Origin of the sequence: Paenibacillus tepidiphilus (genome assembly GCF_008635795.1) — a bacterium.
Taxonomy (GTDB): domain Bacteria; phylum Bacillota; class Bacilli; order Paenibacillales; family Paenibacillaceae; genus Paenibacillus_AQ; species Paenibacillus_AQ tepidiphilus.
Map to the genome: position 1 here is coordinate 33,829 of NZ_VWRQ01000022.1, position 16,669 is coordinate 50,497.

General features: G+C 47.0%; 10 protein-coding genes. 3 read left to right on the top strand and 7 right to left on the bottom strand.

From position 1 onward, the window contains the following. The 3 genes from F1379_RS23470 to F1379_RS23480 form a co-directional block, all read right to left on the bottom strand. Positions 1–882: a carbohydrate ABC transporter permease gene (locus F1379_RS23470; protein ID WP_150274568.1), complete on the bottom strand. Its 882-nt coding sequence runs from the start codon at positions 880–882 to the stop codon at positions 1–3. Positions 883–1,075: 193 nt separating this feature from the next. After that, a complete protein-coding gene (locus tag F1379_RS23475) occupies positions 1,076–2,449 on the bottom strand; it encodes an ABC transporter substrate-binding protein (RefSeq protein WP_150274570.1) in 1,374 nt (457 codons plus the stop codon). Between the two features lie 361 nt (positions 2,450–2,810). Then, the gene (locus tag F1379_RS23480) at positions 2,811–3,590 is read right to left on the bottom strand and encodes a response regulator transcription factor (RefSeq protein ID WP_150274572.1); all 780 of its coding nucleotides are present in this window, start codon (positions 3,588–3,590) and stop codon (positions 2,811–2,813) included. Positions 3,591–3,858: 268 nt separating this feature from the next. On the opposite strand from F1379_RS23480, the gene F1379_RS23485 reads away from it, so the two are divergent. The 3 genes from F1379_RS23485 to F1379_RS23495 are packed head-to-tail and all read left to right on the top strand — an operon-like array spanning position 3,859 to position 7,220. Continuing rightward, entirely contained in the window at positions 3,859–4,809 is a 951-nt protein-coding gene (locus F1379_RS23485; protein ID WP_150274574.1) for a glycoside hydrolase family 113, read from the top strand. Between the two features lie 27 nt (positions 4,810–4,836). Further along, positions 4,837–6,054 (top strand): AGE family epimerase/isomerase, encoded by a 1,218-nt coding sequence (locus tag F1379_RS23490; protein ID WP_150274576.1) that lies wholly within the window; start codon positions 4,837–4,839, stop codon positions 6,052–6,054. Then, on the top strand, positions 6,051–7,220 hold the full coding sequence (locus F1379_RS23495; RefSeq protein WP_150274578.1) for a glycoside hydrolase family 130 protein: 1,170 nt from the start codon (positions 6,051–6,053) through the stop codon (positions 7,218–7,220). The genes F1379_RS23490 and F1379_RS23495 overlap by 4 nt, the downstream gene beginning before the upstream one ends. Positions 7,221–8,088: 868 nt before the next feature. Here the strand turns inward: F1379_RS23495 and F1379_RS23500 are convergent. The 4 genes from F1379_RS23500 to F1379_RS23515 form a co-directional block, all read right to left on the bottom strand. After that, positions 8,089–8,808 carry a hypothetical protein gene (locus tag F1379_RS23500; RefSeq protein ID WP_150274581.1) on the bottom strand — a complete coding sequence of 240 codons (720 nt, stop codon included), beginning with the start codon at positions 8,806–8,808 and terminating at the stop codon, positions 8,089–8,091. Between the two features lie 246 nt (positions 8,809–9,054). Then, on the bottom strand, positions 9,055–10,713 hold the full coding sequence (locus F1379_RS23505) for a restriction endonuclease (protein WP_150274583.1): 1,659 nt from the start codon (positions 10,711–10,713) through the stop codon (positions 9,055–9,057). 283 nt (positions 10,714–10,996) lie between these two features. Continuing rightward, a complete protein-coding gene (locus F1379_RS23510; protein WP_150274585.1) occupies positions 10,997–15,679 on the bottom strand; it encodes a calcium-binding protein in 4,683 nt (1,560 codons plus the stop codon). Between the two features lie 37 nt (positions 15,680–15,716). After that, entirely contained in the window at positions 15,717–16,517 is an 801-nt protein-coding gene (locus F1379_RS23515) for a hypothetical protein (protein WP_150274587.1), read from the bottom strand. Positions 16,518–16,669: the final 152 nt, after the last annotated feature.

The window sequence follows — 16,669 nt, forward strand, 5'->3', positions numbered from 1 at the left end:
TTATTTCTCCTCCTTGATCAGAACGCGCTGCAGAATGGTGACCAGGATAACGATGATCAGAAGCACGACGGCCATAGCGGAGGCCAGGCCCAGCTTGCTGTATTTGAAGGCCACATCGACGGTCTGGATGACAAACGTGCCGCTGCCATTGGACCCGCCGGTCATGACGTACGGAATTTCGAAGACACCGATCGCTCCGCTGATCGCCAGGATCAGGTTGAGCTGTAAAATACGCTTGATGCTTGGAATGATAATGTGCAGGAATTGATGCCAGCGGTTCGCACCGTCAATCTCCGAAGCCTCATAGATGTCGCTGCCGATAGAGGAGATGGCTCCGAGGAAGATAATAAAGTTCATCCCCATGTATCTCCACACGGAGGCGGTGGCCAGAGAAATATTGATCAGGTTCGGGTTGAGCAGCCATTTCTGCTGCAGCGCCCCAAGCCCGAGCAGGTCCAGAATCGTATTCAGCGTCCCTTCCGGCTTAAAGAAGAACAGAAAAATAAAACCGATTGCCACCCCGTTGAGCAGAGTCGGGAAGAACAAAATGCCTTTAAACCAGTTCTTTGCCCGGACATTAAAGCTGAGGATGGTAGCGAAATAGAGGGCCAGGCCCATTTGGACAAAGGTGGCGAAGAAATAGTACAGGCTGACTTTGAATACGGCGAAGTATTCCGGCTTGGAGAAGATGGTCTTGTAGTTCTCAAAGCCGACATACTCCATATCCTTGCTGAGACCGTCCCAGCTGGTGAAGCTGTACTGGAACATTTTGAATACCGGTAAATATGAGAACGTCAGCAGCAGCGCTACCGGTACCAATGAAAACAGGATAATGATCAGAATCCGCTGATTTTTGTAGCTCAAGTTGGACAATTTGGGCACTCTCCACCCCTCCTAAGAACGCATTGCTTTCCTTTCCATAAACGGATCATCCGTCACCCGCAAAAGTGAAGGGGAAACCGCCGTCCGGCAGCTTCCCGTTCTGTACATCTGTCTTCACGCCTTGCGGAAAAGTATAGTTTGTCGCACAGCCGCCTGTCCGGCAGGTTAATGTCCGGAGCTTACAGGCTGGAGCTTACTGCCCGGAAGTCACCTTGGCCCGCGCTTCTTTCCATTTGTCGTTCAGGTCTTTCATGATATCGTCATAGGATTCCTTGCGGTTGCCGATAGCCGCTTCAATGATGACCTTCTTGAAGTCAGGCTGCCAGAGACCGATTTCAGCTTCCTTGTCGATGGAGTCCACCCAGCCTTCTTCACCGGCTTTGGCTGCTGCCAGGGTGTCAAACGTCACGTTCGTGCCTTCGAATTGCTTCAGGATTTCCGGCAGCTCGGCGCCCTTCACCGGACTCATGCCGCCGCCTTCAACGGTCGGATAGCTGGATTCGTTGATGAACCAGTCTACCCATGCTCTGGCCGCTTCCTTGTTCTTGCTGTGTTTGCTTACACCGAGGTTGTAGTCGGCAGCCAGCGGTACAAACACATTGCTGGCATTCGTCGGGAACGGCATGAAGCCTACGTCATCCGGGTTGGTTGCCACTCCCTTGATCTGTCCGATTGCCCAGGAGCCCAGCACCATCGTGCCGATTTTGCCGTTGGCCAGGTCCGCTTTGGAGGATTCCCAGTCAGTCGTCGTCGGGTCTTCTTCAATCAGACCGTTCTTGGCGGCATCGTACATTACTTTATACAGATCGTAATGCGGCTTGCCGGCTACGAAGTTGTCGTCGGAGGCTACCTGCTCGATGTTGACGTAATCACGGTTACCGGCTACAGTCGCCAGTACGGCCTCCCACTGGGTCAGTGTCCAGCCTGCGGCATAGTTCGTGTAAAGCGGAACCGCGTCGGTCTTGTCCTTGATGGCCTGGAGCGCAGTCATGAAATCATCAATCGTTGTCGGTACTTCAGTGATTCCTGCATCCTTAAAGACTTGCTTGTTATAGATCACACCGGAATAGTTGACGGTAATCGGAATCCCGTAAGCCACTCCATCCACCGCACGTTCTTCGAGACTTGTGTAAGTCTTCTCCATCTCGGACAGCTGGCCCAGCGGCTCGAAGAAGTCCGGCAGATCCTTGATTGCAATGCTGGTCGGCAGAAGCAGTACATCGCCGTAGTCTTCAGTGCTCATGCGGATCTTGATCTGGTCTTCATAGCTGGAAAGAGCCTCGAAGTTCACTTTGACATCCGGATATTTCTCGTTAAACTGCTTGGCATAATCCTGGAATACGGTGTCCACAATATCCGTGCGCTGCGTAATAACAGTAATTTCGCCCTTGATTTCCTTTGCCGGTTCGCCCTCAGGAGCTGCAGTGGCAGCAGTATTGCTCCCCTTATTGCCGGCATTATTTGTGGCTGCTTCATTGTTGCCGTTGTTGTTCGAGGAACATCCGGTGAACATTGTCGCCAGCAGCGCCGTTGCCATGAGTCCTGTCATTACTTTGCTTTTTTTCATTGCTTTGTTGACCCCTCTCTTCAATTTAATACAATAACATTAATACTAACAGTTAGTTTTCTTATTCCCGGAATCATAACATCTCTTCTGTAGACTTTTGTCACTTTTCCGTGAAAAGAATGTTGATATCGCTTACATTTGCTATTATATCTCGTTTTTTGGCTGAAAACGATGGTCTCTATTGCTTTTTCTGGTCTTCAATTTGTTATTTTTGTTTTTATATATTATTGATTAGTTATGTTAATGGATACAAAAAACAGAAAAGAAGGCTGCGCCCTCTTTCCTGAATTTAAATGAACTTCCTATTAATATATATACTTCATCAAACGGAAGCCGGCTCTGAAATCCAGTTTATACCGCATCAGAATTCCTGTCTTGGCGCCCGGCAACCGCTCTTGTAGTCCTTCGGCGTGACGCCGCACATCTTCTTGAACAGCTTGTTGAAATAGACCGGGTCGCTGTATCCGACCATCTCGGCGATTTCATAGTTCTTGAGATCGGGACGGCTTGTCAGCAGCTCCTTTGCTTTGGCAATACGGATACCAATCAGATAGTCCGTAATGGTCTGTCCCGTCTTGTATTTGAACAGACGGCTGATGTAGCTGGCGTTCATTCCCACAGTCTCGGCCAGCTTCTCCAGCTCGAAGTTATGCCCGTACTCCTTCTCCAGAATAGCCTTGGTCTGCTCCACCACATAGTGCTCGCCGCCTTCGGCATGAGGCTGAGGCCGTTGTCCCTGCTCCGGCCCGGCGTTCTGCAGGTCCCTGCCTTCTTCCACCCTTCTGAGCAAATCATATAATTGCGCCTTTTCGATCGGCTTCAGCAGATAATCAAGCACGCCGTGACGCATGGCCCGCCGTGCATACTCGAACTCGCTGAAGCCGCTCAGCACGGCAATCGGCAGCTGCTTCATCCGGTCTCTGGTCGCCTCGATCAGCATGAAGCCGTCCATACGGGGCATCTTGATATCCGTAATCAGAAGGTCGATATCCTCCGGAGTCAGTGTTTGCAGATGATTCCAAGCCTCCAGTCCGTTACCGTAGGAGCCGATCACCTGAACCTGCAAATCCATTCTGGTTGTTATTTTCTCCAGTCCGCGGCGAATCACCTCTTCATCGTCCGCGATCATGACCTTGATCACTTCATCGCCTCCAGCTGGCATATTTGTTGTATGTTTGCGCTATCATTTCAATTATAAGCCCCGCTTGCCAAATAGAAAATGTACTGTATTGCTCTTTTCTGGTTTTCAGTTTACTTTGCGAGGTTTACCCTTGAAATCGCAGTCAAAAAGGGTTATAAATAAGTTGTATATTGTTATTATTTAATAACAAAATTATAATAACATTATAACAATTTGATAACTGATTTCTTCCTTTATCCTAATTATTTCATTAAAGCGAGGTTTCTACATGACATTGCGCAACGACTATGTCGGGGGCGTTACCTGGGGTTACCCCGGCATCCGCGGTACCTGGGCCACTCCGGACGCCGAACGCTCCATGGAGCTTATGCAGACGACGACCGGAGCGAACTGGACCGCCATTGCCTTCTGCGCGTTGCAGGCACATCCGCAAGCTACCGATATTGTCTATAAGGAGCACCCGACGGTAACCGATGAAGAAGTACGCTGGGCCATCGGCAAAGCCCAATCACTTGGGCTGAAGGTTTGCTTGAAGCCTATCGTCAATTGCGCAGACGGCACCTGGCGGGCGCATATCAACTTCTTCGACAAGGATGTACCCTGTGAACCGAAATGGAGTGACTGGTTCCGCTCCTATACCGCCTTCATTCTGCATTATGCCCGGATGGCCGAGGAGACCGGCTGCCAGATGTTCTGCGTCGGCTGCGAGCTGGTACAGACAGACCGCCGTGCCGAGGAATGGCGGACGCTCATTGCCGAGGTGCGCAAGGTTTACTCCGGCATCATCACGTACAACTGCGACAAGTACCAGGAGGACAATGTGACCTGGTGGGATGCCGTCGATGTCATCTCCTCCAGCGGCTATTATCCGGCTGAAGACTGGGAGAATCAGCTCGGGAGAATCAGCGAGGCTGTTCAGGCGGCAGGCAAACCGTTCTTCTTTATGGAAGCAGGCTGTCCAAGCCGCAGCGGAAGCGCCGCCATTCCGAACGACTGGTCCCTTCCGGGAGAGCCCAGTGAAGAAGAGCAGGCGAAATTCTACCGGGCAATGCTTGAAAGCTGCAGCCGCCGGGAATGGGTACGCGGGTTCATGCTCTGGGACTGGCCGGCTGCTCTGTATCCGCTGGAGACAGCGGCAGGCAATGATGACTATTGCATGTACGGCAAAGTCTCCGCCCCGCTCATCAAGAGCTTTTATCTGGCCCATACCGGTGTCTAATCACAAGTTAAGGAGCGAACTTATTCTATGACATTTACCTCCGAACAATGGCTGAAGGAGCTGGAAGCCGAGCTCAAGGACAACATTCTGGGCTTCTGGCAGAAGCATACGCTGGACGAAGTCCACGGCGGCTTCCTCGGCGAGATTGACAACAACATGCAGGTTAATCCGCAGGCTGACAAGAGCCTTGTACTGAACGCACGGATCCTGTGGAGCTTTGCGAGCGCTTACCGCATGTACGGCGGCTCCGAATATTTGGAGATGGCTGAACGCGCCCGCGCTTATTTAATGACGTCGTTCAAGGACCGGGAATACGGCGGCTTCTATTGGATGGTTGATGCCCTCGGCGCTCCCGCCCAATTGAAGAAGCAGGTCTATGGCCAATCCTTCGTGATCTACGCTCTGGCAGAGTACTATCATGCCACCGGTAACAAGGAAGCGCTGGATGAAGCCGTCGCTTTATTCCACCTGCTGGAGAAGCACGGATATGATCCAGAGTATACAGGCTATGTTGAAGCGCTGGCGAGAGATTGGCAGCCTACCGAAGAGCTGTCGCTCAGCGCCAAGGACATGAATGAGAAGAAATCGATGAACACGCATCTTCATGTACTGGAAGCGTACACCGGCCTTTACCGCGTCTGGAAAGCGGAAGAGCTGCGCGCCAAGCTGGCCGAGCTGATCGGAACGATGATCGATCATATTGTGGATGCCAAGGGCCAGCATTTCCATCTGTTCCTGGATGAAGCCTGGAATGTGAAATCGGAGACCGTCTCCTTCGGGCATGACATTGAAGGCAGCTGGCTGCTGTTCGAAGCCGCCGAAGTGCTGAGCGACGAAGCCGTGCTGCAGCGTGTACGCCAGGTAGCGATATCCATGGCGGAAGCTGTGCTGAATGAAGGCGTCGCCCCGGACGGCGGAATCTGGAACGAAGCGGAGCCGCACGGCCTGGCCAGTGAGAATAAAGACTGGTGGCCGCAGGCCGAAGCCGTAGTCGGATTCTACAACGCTTATCAGTTAACGGGGGAAGCGAAGTATCTGGAGGCCTCGCAGGCTGCCTGGAGCTTCATCCGTAATCACCTTGCCGACCCGGAACACGGCGAATGGTTCTGGGGTGTCGACAAGGACCTGAAGCCGCTGGCGCATGAACCGAAGATCAGCGCCTGGAAATGCCCTTATCATAACAGCCGGGCCTGCTTTGAGCTGATTGCCCGCCTGAATTCAACCGCAAAGGAGTCCCATGTATGAGTATCTTTGAAGATCGCAAAGCACAGCTGACCGAGCGCTACGAGGCGCTGATTACCCGCAAGAACGAGAAGCAGCCTTACGGCAACGGCACGTATGACCGCTATAAATATCCGCTGCTTACCGCAGAGCACGCCCCGCTTGTATGGCGGTACGATTTCAACCCTGAGACCAACCCCTTCTTCGCCGAGCGCATCGGGGTGAACGGCGTATTCAACCCGGGTGCCATTGAGCTGGACGGCAAATTCTATCTGGTCGCCCGCGTCGAGGGCAATGACCGCAAATCGTTCTTCGCCGTCGCCGAGAGCGACAGCGGCATCGACGGCTTCCGCTTCTGGGATCATCCGGTGGTGATGCCGGAGACCGAAGAGCCGGATACCAACGTCTATGACATGCGTCTTACCAAGCATGAGGACGGCTGGATCTACGGCCTGTTCTGCACCGAGCGCAAAGACCCCGATGCGCCGCACGGCGACCTCTCCAGCGCCGTGGCCCAGTGCGGCATCGCCCGCACAAGAGACCTCAAGACCTGGGAGCGCCTGGCTGACCTGAAGACCGGCTCCGCGCAGCAGCGCAACGTAGTGCTGCATCCGGAATTCGTCGGCGGCAAGTACGCCTTCTACACCCGTCCACAGGACGGCTTCATCGACGCCGGCTCCGGCGGCGGCATCGGCTGGGGTCTCGCCGATTCGATGGAGAATGCGGTGATTACCAGCGAGTCCATTATGGATCAGCGCTATTACCACACCATCAAAGAGGTGAAGAACGGACAGGGCCCCGCGCCGATTAAGACGCCGAAAGGCTGGCTGCATATCGCCCATGGCGTACGCAATACGGCAGCGGGACTGCGTTACGTGCTGTATGCCTTTCTTTCGGACCTGGCTGAGCCGGACAAGGTGACTTACGCACCGGGCGGCCATTTCATCGCTCCGGACGGTGAAGAGCGCGTGGGTGACGTCTCGAACGTGGTATTCTGCAACGGCGCCATCGCGCTGGACAACGGCGAAATCTATATTTATTATGCTTCCTCGGACACACGTATCCATGTGGCCACCACCACCGTCGACCAGATGCTGGATTACGTGATGAACACTCCGGCGGATCTGCTCCGTTCTTATGCCAGCGTGCAGCAGCGGATTGAACTGATTGACCGGAACCTCGCGCTGTAAGGGTTGCTTGCTTGACACTTCTACAGCCTGTTAAGGCGGAAGTCTCTTGGACATTGCTTCCCATAAACCACAAAGGTGACCTTTCAAAGGACTCTCGAACAGAGAGCCGCTTTGGGAGGTCACCTTTTTATGCTGATTGATGATTAGCGGATGTCGCGGGACGAGCTGCAGACTATAAAAGCAAGATTTCGGAAAACTAGCGGACCGTAAAGACGTTATTCCGCCGGACAACCCGGGTTTGCACGCTGACGGACAGAGTAGTTCATAAATAAAATCCTTTTTTAACTCTCTATAAGCCACCACGTGCTGTCTGTCAGCCAATGCTCTCGGAATAAAGGTGAAGAGCAATATTTAGAAAGATACTCCTTCATATCGTAGTATGTTATAACTAATAAAACATGGCTTACTTTCGATGGGAGATTCTGGGAAGCATTAACCGTAGATCCAATCCATCAGTCGTTTTATCTACTCCTTCATAATGCCATCGAACAGTGATCTTTATTGATTCATCATTATCACCATGTACGAAATGGATTTGCTTATAATCATCCCGAGTCGTCTGTGCGCCACGATCAATCAGCCACTGTTCTGCACGTTCCTGTCCTAATTTATAGAGTCACGAATTTACAACAGGGTCTTTGCCTGTGGGTATAATTTTATTCGCCATCTATAGTATCTCCGTCCTACGTAACCTGATTGTCCAAGACTTACTCCCAATATTTTTTTGCTTCACTACATATTTGACAGTTATCAATGTGTAAAGGGTATAAGATTTCATACAGACAATTCTTGTCCTTTTTCATGTATTGAACTATTCACTTGTTTTGATATATACTTCTGTTTCCAATTCTCATCAAATAAATTTGGCTTATTTAAAATACTTAATTAGCGCATTCTCTTTAGGAAAGTAGATATAGAATGGTCCATTTCCAATTTTATTTAAGTTCGAATTCTCGCTTAATACATGCCTTTCGTTGTCTAACATGTACAGTAAGAATAAATTTCCAAGAATATCAGATGGCTGATGTATTCGTTCAAGCCGATACTTTTTTATTTCAGGCTTATTGAAATATCTAAGCACCGCAGGATAAAAAGAAATTAGCATACTATGAAAAACGACTAATCCAAAAAAGGCAAATAAAGCATACAAATAATTCTCTTTAACTTCCCTTAATACATGTTCCCTATTCAACAACAATAAAATAAAGGGCATTAAAAAAACTAATAAATAATGTGAAACAACGGTGAAAGACAAAATCCTCCCCTTCACACGCTTAAACAATGATAAAAACCAAAAAATCACGATTACTACGGAACTAACAAAAAATAGCACCAGGTCAACAATCATCAAAATATTCAAAATGGCAGGACTATAATCAGGAACTATAATAGGAATTAATAAGAACAGCACAAGCAAAGAAGATAGGAGAACCACTTCTATAAACTTGTCCCACATGGACACGTTCCTGGGTTCTATAACCATATCAACAATAGTTTTATTTGTTGTTCTGATGAATAGCCTTATCCAAACTATTATTGTACCTACAACTGTTATAATCGCTGGCAATATTTCAATGTTTTCTTTCACTAAGCATCAGTACCTTTCATTCTGAACATATATCCGAGATAAGAATTTCACACAAAATTTTTGACATACACTTTCTGAATCCTTCCAAATCATGTATAATCCCAATATTCTTTTCACCTTAAGGATGCTAGTGATTAAATATGCACTTAAAACTTAGCAGAGATTGAAGCGTCATCGCTGTGCAATGGCATGTTCATCACACCAATCAGCCTAGTAAATTCAGTTATTTAGGTCGGAAGTCTAATCTCACAACTGTATCTTCGCTTGAACCCCCTGCTCCTCTAACATATGCAAGAGCACCCTACCATCGATTAACTCAATGGGCTTGTCCTTAGCAAAGCTTCTGGCATCAGGGCCATATGTTGAGGTGGTCACCAAAATTCCCTTTGAGGCATTCTCGTTCATCATGGTACCGTATAAGTCGCGGACTGCAGCTACCTCTACAGTATTCTTATATCTTTTGGCTTGAATCACATATTTCCCACCAAATACAGGGCGCGGATCAAATGCAATGACATCCACCCCACCATCTCGGCTAGAGCGTGTCAGCTTCGATTCAAGACCAATTTTGGAGAACAAGTTACATACCAGATGTTCAAAATCAAACGGGTCCATCTCCAAAAGATTGGTTCGGGTATCAAGAGCAGAAATCATGTCCCTTTCATTAACAAATCGTTTATCGTACATGACCAAATCAACAATTGGTTTGACAGGAGTGAGTTCAGTGACTGACGGGGAAAGTTGGGCTTTAAGGCCTTTTACACAGGCAAGAATATCCACTCTGGCAAGATCAAATTTCATGAATTCTTCTTTCCGGGTCTGAATGGTTATAATGCAGGGCCGAATATCGAGCCCCGTACTTAAGTCCACCGTGGATACCACCCCATTAAACACGATAGAATCCAAATGGTTGCCTTGGTCTGCTTCAAAAAGCTCATGAAGTGTACGGAGTGCTATTGAAGCCACAAGTATAGAGTATATTTCATTCACTTCCTTGGGCTTATAAGGAACCCCTTTAATCTCATCACGGCTTTGTGTATACTTATACTCCTTATCCTTAGGTACAGCCGTCACATCCGGCAATTCATACTCTACTAGTAATTCTTTGCTCTCTTCCAAATAAAATAAATCAAAGGTCTGCGGAAAAATGTCACTGTAATTTGAACGTTCCAAAACCAGAGTGTTATACGCTTCTATGGCTTCTTTATCTTTATTGAAGTAGCTAGTTTTAAAATTATTAATCGAGTTATTATGAGATGTAATTCCCTCTAAATATAAACGCTTGGCCTCGTCATATTCTGCTCTTGCAGAGTGGAGGAATATCTCATTTTCTTTAATCAATTCATTTATTTTATTTTGAGCGGACTCATAATTGCGAAGGGCATAGTCATATGCTTGCTCCGCTGCTTCGATCGATTTTAGACGCGCTTTTTTTCCGAGACCAATGACCTTCTCCATGAAAGAGGCTTCCATAGCAACTCCTGCAAAGAAGTTTTCTCTAACGGGTATAGGATTATTTGGGAGAGGCTTAACGTACGGCTCCACGAACTCAGGATATTCATCCTTCTTATAAAGTGATTCGAAAGAAATCTTGTCATCCACACTGAGCGTTTCACCTATAATTGATTTGAATTCGTTCAGCCGGTAAAGCACCTCAGCATTTAAATCATTCGTCTCTTCATTACGGCCTTCTATGTATAGCGCCTTTTGTTCTTTCTCATATGCCTTTTGCTCACGGATGGACTGTTTGATAGCTCGTTCAGTCTCGCGTTCATATTGTCGCTGCAGCCTTAAATGTCTTTCCTGTTCACGAATAGCAGCATTCCTTGATCTTTCAGCTGCACGTTGCGCTTTTGCAGCCTCTTTAATCATTTTATTAACTGTACTTCCAAAACTACGAGCCACCTTTACCCCTCCAAATTAAGTTAAATAGGATTATATTTATCCAAATTATAACATCAATTCTCAAATGTTTTACACGATAATGCTACTTTTTACATAATTCTTTTGAACTAAGAGTTTCAATTTCGACAAAAAAAGAGCCTGTCAAAAGACAGACCCTATACGCTCACTGCTTCGCCTTATAAAACTCATGATTCAGCTTCACCAACGCTCTCTACTCTATCTGCGAAGCGTAGCTGCGTGGATCCCCAGCTTCTTTGTGCATCTCCGATCCGCTATAGCATAGTTACACGTCTTTCGTCCAAAATTGAGCGATGATTGAAGTCGCTTCTCTATTTTGACTGGTTATAGCTTCAGACCAACTGATATCATTTGATATAGAGAAAGCCGACATCGCTTGTACTAATAGATCTACTTGGTTGTTTCTCAAATGATAACCGTCTTCACTTTTAAAAAGCTCTAATTGGTATGAAGATTTTAAGTACCAATTAGAAACTGTAATTTGGTCTGTTGTATTGTGAACTTTTAATATAAGATCATTACCATTTTTAAAAAACATCACTTCATCAGGATTAACTTGAAGTAGTAGGGTGTCTACATCGTCCACACTGCCCCCTCCTTCATAAATCCAGTCATTCCCGTACCCTTTACCAAAAACATAGGTATCACTGCCGCTGTAAACTGCAGCATTCGGATGTGACGCCTCCATACTCAAGTTCCCGTACAGCGAGTCGTTTCCGCTTCCTCCATCCAGCACATCCTTGCCTGCACCGCCGTATAACTGGTCGTTTCCAGACTCTCCAAACAGCTGGTCATCTCCCGCATCGCTATACCCATCGCCGTACAGTCGATCTTCTCCTGATCCACCGAGCAGTTGGTCTTCCCCATTACCTCCAATTAAAGTGTCGTTCCCGCTGCCCCCTTCCAAATAGTCTTTCCCCGCATAACCATATAGGGTATCATTTCCCCCTAGCCCATATATCCGGTCGTCATGATAGTGTGCGCCTTTCAACGAGGCGTCGTCGTTCTCCGTTCCTTTAACCGTCATTCTCGCTTCAATATCCGACTGGCCCCAGACCGTTCCGTCCGCAAACTCAATTCGTTCAATTTGGTTATCCATTGAGGCTAGATATCTGTTCACTGTAACTGTTTCGCCCGTCTCCCGAATTTGAAACCATAGTTCTTCCCCTGATTGAAGCACCTCTATCTCTTCCGGATTTACCAGCAGCCTTAGGATATCTACGTCGCTTGTACTTCCTCCCCCTTCGTAGATCCAGTCATTCCCGTACCCTTTACCAAAAACATAGGTATCACTGCCGCTGTAAACTGCAGCATTCGGATGTGACGCCTCCATACTCAAGTTCCCGTACAGCGAGTCGTTTCCGCTTCCTCCATCCAGCACATCCTTGCCTGCACCGCCGTATAACTGGTCGTTTCCAGACTCTCCAAACAGCTGGTCATCTTCAAACCGTCCATAAATTTTATCATTTCCATTTCCGCCAACAAGCACATCCCCCTTCTCCGTCCCAGTAACCGTAATCCCTGCTGATCCCGCTCCGTTATTGAGTACAATCGCCCGCGCACTCACCTCACTAACTCCCCACACCGTTCCATCCCTAAACTCAATCGCCTCAACCACACTGCTTGTACTTCCAAAATAACCTGCCACTCGTACCCTGTCATTACTTCCGTTTATCCGGACCTCCAGGTCATTCCCGTTCTTAATGAGCGTGACTTCTCCCGGTGTTACGCTGGCATCCAGTAACAACCGATCATAGTTCCCTGCCGCTGCATCGTTCTCAACGATTGTATCCTGACCGTATCCACGGCCAAACAGGTACACATCGTTCCCGATTCCTCCTGCCAAGTAGTCACCGTCAGTTCCGCCATCCAGAGTATCATTTCCCGCTTCTCCTACTAGATGGTCGTTGCCCCTTCCACCGTCAATCCGGTCATTCCCGCCGCCTCCGTAGGCCGTATCGTCTCCTGCTCCTGTCTGGATCTGGTCCCCCTCGGCACTTCCGTAAAACGTCTCGCTCCGGCCGGTCCCCTTTTGTTGATACAGTGCATGGCTGAGAATATACTCCGAGTTCCAGATCACTCCGTTCCCGAATACGATCCGTTCCACCTGACGGCTTGTTCCCTTGAAAAATCCGCTTACGGTAACTGTTCCTTCTTCTCCGTTACAGGAAATAAGCAGATCGTTCTCCACCCGGCTTAGTTCTATCTGCTCTGGCAGTATTGATATCTCCAACTTGATCGTATCCATATTTCCTGCCGCCGCATCTTCCTCGTAAATCGTGATGCTCCCTACTTTTGGATTGACCCAGTATGTATCATTGCCGCTCCCACCAAACAAGGCGTCATTGCCGCCATTTCCCTGCAGCACATCATTCCCGCTGCCTCCCGAGAACGCTTCGTCCTTGGCCGTCCCACCCAGGGTATCGTCACCGGTCGTGCCGGAGATATTCACTTTCAGGTTCGATTCCACGATCCAGGCAAGTTCCGTGCTTTGCTTAGCAAAGTGTGCGCCAAACCCTTTCAGTCCGATCGCTTCTGCCTGGTACAGCTGCTTAGCCGTCCTAATAAATTCGCCTACTTGGTCCTTGGCGCCTGCTGTTCCGGCCTGCAGCTTGCTCTGCAATTGCTGTTTTACTCCTGACAGATCCATCACAAACTGGTTTGTATCCCATTTCAGCGATATATCTGCATAAAGCGATGCCAGATGAGTCTGTGCCATTAATGCCGCATACACCTGCTCACGGATATCCGTGTAGTACTCCACGATGTCATCTGCCGTATCTGCCGGAGGGACATACCCTGGCTGGTGCACTCCATAGTATTTCTCAATGACCACCAGCTTCTGGGCATCGACAATTCCTCCCCGGCTATTCGGGTCAACTTTATCCGCCCCAGTCCATGTGTAAACCAACTGGTCAATGAGCGCAGTCCGCTCTGTCACAAGAATTGATGTCTGAAACTGTTGAACAATATGTATTAATTGCCCGCTGCTGTCCCGCATCATCGCCTGATGCAACGAATACAGCCGACCACTGCCCTCTACGTCCGGAAGGGAAGCCACTTCTTCACTTTCCTCCAGCCACTCGTTGGCCACCGTATCATAGGGTGCCGTTTTCAATTGGTATTCGATTAACGGTTTATAGGGATAATCTGTATCATCTGCGGTTCCGTACGTTGCCTGCCCGGTTTCGATATTGCCCGTTTGTCCATCCGGGTCGTTTAGATTGCCGTGATCTTTAAGATAAAACCCCGTAATTTTCCGCTCGCTTAATGTTTGCAGTTCGCCTTCATCCGTTATGCCGTCCGAATTCATGTCCCGCCACAACTTTAGCTCATGAAAACCCGAATCCTGTGCATTTATGATCTGGTCTCCGTTGTCATCCAGATCCAGCAGTGCTTCAAATCCGCTCTTGGCCAAGCTCCCATCTTCTAAATATGTATATTGACCAAACAATTCCGAACCGTTGTTAATCACTCCGTCCCCGTTTAAATCCCGAACCAGCAACCCATCCTCTGCATTCACCCATCCGGTCTTCTCCGCAAACCCATCCCCGTTGTGGTCGAAGTAAACGTCGCTTTCCTCCATCCCTATCGTGTTGTCCCTGCTGTTTTCGTTTAAGTCCAGAATGACCGGATCTACAAACTTCGTCGCTCCGTTCGTTAACGTATACAACTTGGAATCCCCCCGGATACCGGGATTGATATCCAAATAACTTTCCATCAAGGCCTTCATTTGTACCGTCGCCGTAATCTCATTTGTATACGGGTTCGCAAAGGAGACCTTTTCCACACATCCGATTGAGGAATTAAATCCGTTGTTATATTCCAAGGTAATGCTGTCACTGGAACCCTCAAAATTCAAGACAACTAGCCGCCGGCTGGCATATTTCCCTCCGCCCTTTTCAAAGGTAAAGGTGATTCGTGTGCTGGCCAGGGAGTGGCCGTAAATAATTAGGTGATCATTTGAGCTTTTTTTATCTGCTGTCTCTATTATTTTATCCTGTCCATCACCAGCAAAAAATTTATAGGTATCCGATCCCTTATCTCCCTGGAGGATATCATTCCCTCCACCGCCAACAATAAGATCCTCATTCTTTGAACCATTCAATATTTCTGATAAAGCCCTCCCATTTGTTTCCCGGCCTAAGATTGTAAATCCTTTTTCTTTCCATGCCGCTTCTGAACTTGGGTGGAAATTACCATCACTGTTCATATAATATTCAAAACAGAAATCATTAATATCAACAGAGGAGTGCCGAGTGATGGGGTCTGTTGCATCTGTAATCTCTCTGGAATATGGGAGAACAAATCGACTTCCAAAGTGCGCAAACTTGTTGAATGCCTGTAATATTTCCCCTTCGACTACATAATTGGCGATATCGAATCCCGTAGAATCTGGTGCCAATCCTTTAACAGCAGGAGCTGAATTAAATGTAACAGCTCTTCCAACCTTGCTAGGACTAAGATTGGGTAGTTCACCTTCCTTGGCTCTTGTGTAGCTGTATTGTGCAAGTTTTCCTCCAAGTGAATGCCCAGTGAAGTTAACACTACTAACGATGCCTTCATCAACAACATCTGCAATAAAAGAATTAACGAAGTCTAAAGCTAACTTTACCTGCGCAGTTGTCTCACCATCCAACAGACCTGATAAGCCTGTGTTTTCCAATAGCCAATCCTCAACATCATCTGATCCTCTAAAAGCCACAACAATTTCTTTTGTATTTTTATTATAGTAAGAGGTCATATCAAATCCAGAACTCAACGCATTTTTTATATTATTTTCAATATCTGCAGATAAAAACTTATCCCTGTCTACAGAAAGAGACTTAAGAACTACCCACTCACTTTTATTACCCATAAAATCTTGTTCAATAAGAAACTCTTCGCCAGCATAATTTTTTTCATAAGCACGATCACTTAATCTCAAAAACTCTAAATCAGTCGCCATATCAAGTCCCCCTAATAATTATTTCATTATGTCAAACTTATTTGTCGCAATCTTCTATTTCACTGACCATATCTTGTAAAGTACCTACTATTTCAGGAAAGATAAAGCAACCAGTAACCGAATTTCCGAGATAACTATCCCATTTTGGATTTTGCTTTCTGGCCTGGACAAGATCTTTAAGAGTAAGCTTTCGTTGTGAATTAGTTTCTGCCGGGAACTCTAAACGGAGACTTCCTATCTCTACACCTAAATCATCTAAATAACGAATCGCTTCATATAATTGCTGTGAAAAAATTATACCTTGTTCGTTTTTATTATCCATATCCGTAAAAACAATAATTTTAATGTCGCTCTTTTGCAGGTATTCTATGCTATTTCGTTCGTTTAGCTCCCGCAAATTGTATTTTTTCATTGTTTCCTCAGTCTCAGTACCGAAATCATCATAACTACCTTCAAAATAAAAATGCATCTCATCTAGACGATTATTCATAGCTTTGTTTAACGCTTCATTTATCAAATAGTTATCATTAAACTCCATAACTTTTGAGGAAAGGTAGACTTCCACCAAAATAGAACTTTCCGGTGAGTCTACAGGATGAGCCCTGAGATTAACTCTTTTAGAAGGATTATTATAATCGACAGTATTCTTATCGACGGCAAACGCTTCACCATACTTCTCACTAAGAACACGTTCTACCGACGATATCACCTTTTTTTCGCTATAGGTTAATTGATCAAACAGTTGATTTAGACCTAGTACCATAAAGGGTCCTAGCCAAACAAGTAATCCCAAAATTAGTACCGCAATAACAAAGCGTTCAATTATTTTTTTTCTCAAAAATAGGGTCCCCTCCAAATAATAAAAATCTTGAATATTACATTTTTCACATCGCCCAAACCGAAAATAACTACTTTAATAAAGTTTGCAGCATCATCCTTTTCTAGATTTATTCTTTTTGCCTGATAAGCTTCGAGTTCTTGCAAATCCTG